A 1,562-nucleotide genomic window follows, 5' to 3' on the forward strand; every position below is an offset into this window, starting at 1 on the left:
AAGGTGTGCGACTACCAGGCCCGGAGTGTGGACCGCTTGCGCCGGGTGGCGGAAGTCAACGAAGCCCTTTGCCAGGGCTGCGGGGCCTGCGTGGCTGCCTGTCCCAACGGGGCTTCGCAGCAGAAGGGGTTTGAGAAGGGACAGTTGCTGGCCATGCTGGAGGCCATCTGAGAGATTCCCAACGTAAGGAGGGTCCCACGTGTTAACAACAGACCAGCCAAGGGGCTCCGTGGTGGTGGTTGGCGCCGGCATCAGCGGGATGCAATCCGCCCTGGACCTGGCCGAGGCCGGGTTTAAGGTCTACGTGGTGGAGCGGGGCCCCGCCGTTGCCGGCCACATGGCCATGCTGGACAAAACCTTCCCCACCAACGATTGCTCCATGTGCATCCTCTCCCCCAAGGTGGCCGCTCTGGGGGGCCACCACAACATCGAAGTGCTCACGCTGGCCGAGGTTACCGGTTTAAGCGGCGAACCGGGTAACTTCACCGTATCCGTTTATAAACACCCTCGTTTTGTGGACGAGAAGCGCTGCGTAAGTTGCGGTCGCTGTGAGCAGGTGTGCCCCCGGGAAGTGGCCAGCGAATTCAACCAGGGCTTGGGTGTGCGCAAGGCCATCTACAAGCCCTATGCCCAGGCCTATCCCAACGCTTACGTGGTGGACCCTGATTTATGCATCAAGTGTGGTACCTGTGTGGAAAAATGTGCCCGTAAGGCCATTGATCACGGGATGCGCGGGGAAGAAATGCAAATAAAAGCAGGGGCGGTGATCCTTTCCCCCGGGTTTGAACTTTTCGATGCGGCCACCCGCCCCGAGCTGGGTTACGGGCGTTTCCCTAACGTGGTCACCAGCCTGCAGTTTGAAAGGATTTTGAGCGCCTCCGGGCCCTACCAGGGGCACCTGGTGCGCCCTTCCGACGGCAAAGCGCCCCGGCGCATTGCCTGGATTCAATGCGTCGGCTCCCGAGAACCCCGTTCCGGGATCAATTACTGCTCGGCGGTCTGCTGCATGTACGCCACCAAAGAAGCCATCGTGGCCAAGGAACATTCCCCGGGGCTGGAGACCACCATCTTTTACATGGACATGCGGGCCTACGGCAAGGGCTTTGAACAGTACTACCGGCGGGCTAAAGATGAACTCGGCGTGCGCTATGTGCAGTGCATGATTTCGGAGATTAAGGAAATCCCGGGCAGCAAGAACCTCTTGGTACGCTACCGCATGCCCGACGGCGCTTTCCGGGAAGAAGAGTTTGACATGGTGGTACTGTCTGTGGGCATGCGTCCTGCCCGGGGAACTCGTGAACTGGCTGCCGCTCTGGGGGTTGAACTGGACGAATTCGGCTACTGCCGGCACGATCCCTTCAACCCGGTGGTCACCTCCCGGCCGGGAGTGTTCGTAGGGGGCACCTTTGCTGGTCCCAAGGACATCCCGGAGACGGTCACCGAGGCCAGCGCGGCGGCGGGCTACGCCTCCCGGCTTTTGAGCGCCGCCCGTGGCGTTGAGGTGCGGGTCAAAGAGTACCCGCCGGAGCGGCCGGTGGGAAATGAGCCGCCCCGCGTGGGGG

General features: G+C 61.9%; 2 protein-coding genes. Both read left to right on the top strand.

Features of this window, described 5'->3' with window-relative positions:
• Positions 1-3 precede the first annotated feature (3 nt).
• Positions 4-171, top strand: coding sequence for a 4Fe-4S binding protein (locus G454_RS22975; RefSeq protein WP_281168489.1), 168 nt, complete (start codon positions 4-6; stop codon positions 169-171).
• A 28-nt stretch (positions 172-199) separates the two neighbouring features.
• Positions 200-1,562, top strand: a 1,363-nt coding sequence (locus tag G454_RS19885) for a CoB--CoM heterodisulfide reductase iron-sulfur subunit A family protein (protein WP_035108169.1), incomplete at its 3' end; no start/stop codon positions are given.

It is taken from the genome of Desulfovirgula thermocuniculi DSM 16036 (assembly GCF_000429345.1).
GTDB classification, from domain to species: domain Bacteria; phylum Bacillota; class Desulfotomaculia; order Desulfotomaculales; family Desulfovirgulaceae; genus Desulfovirgula; species Desulfovirgula thermocuniculi.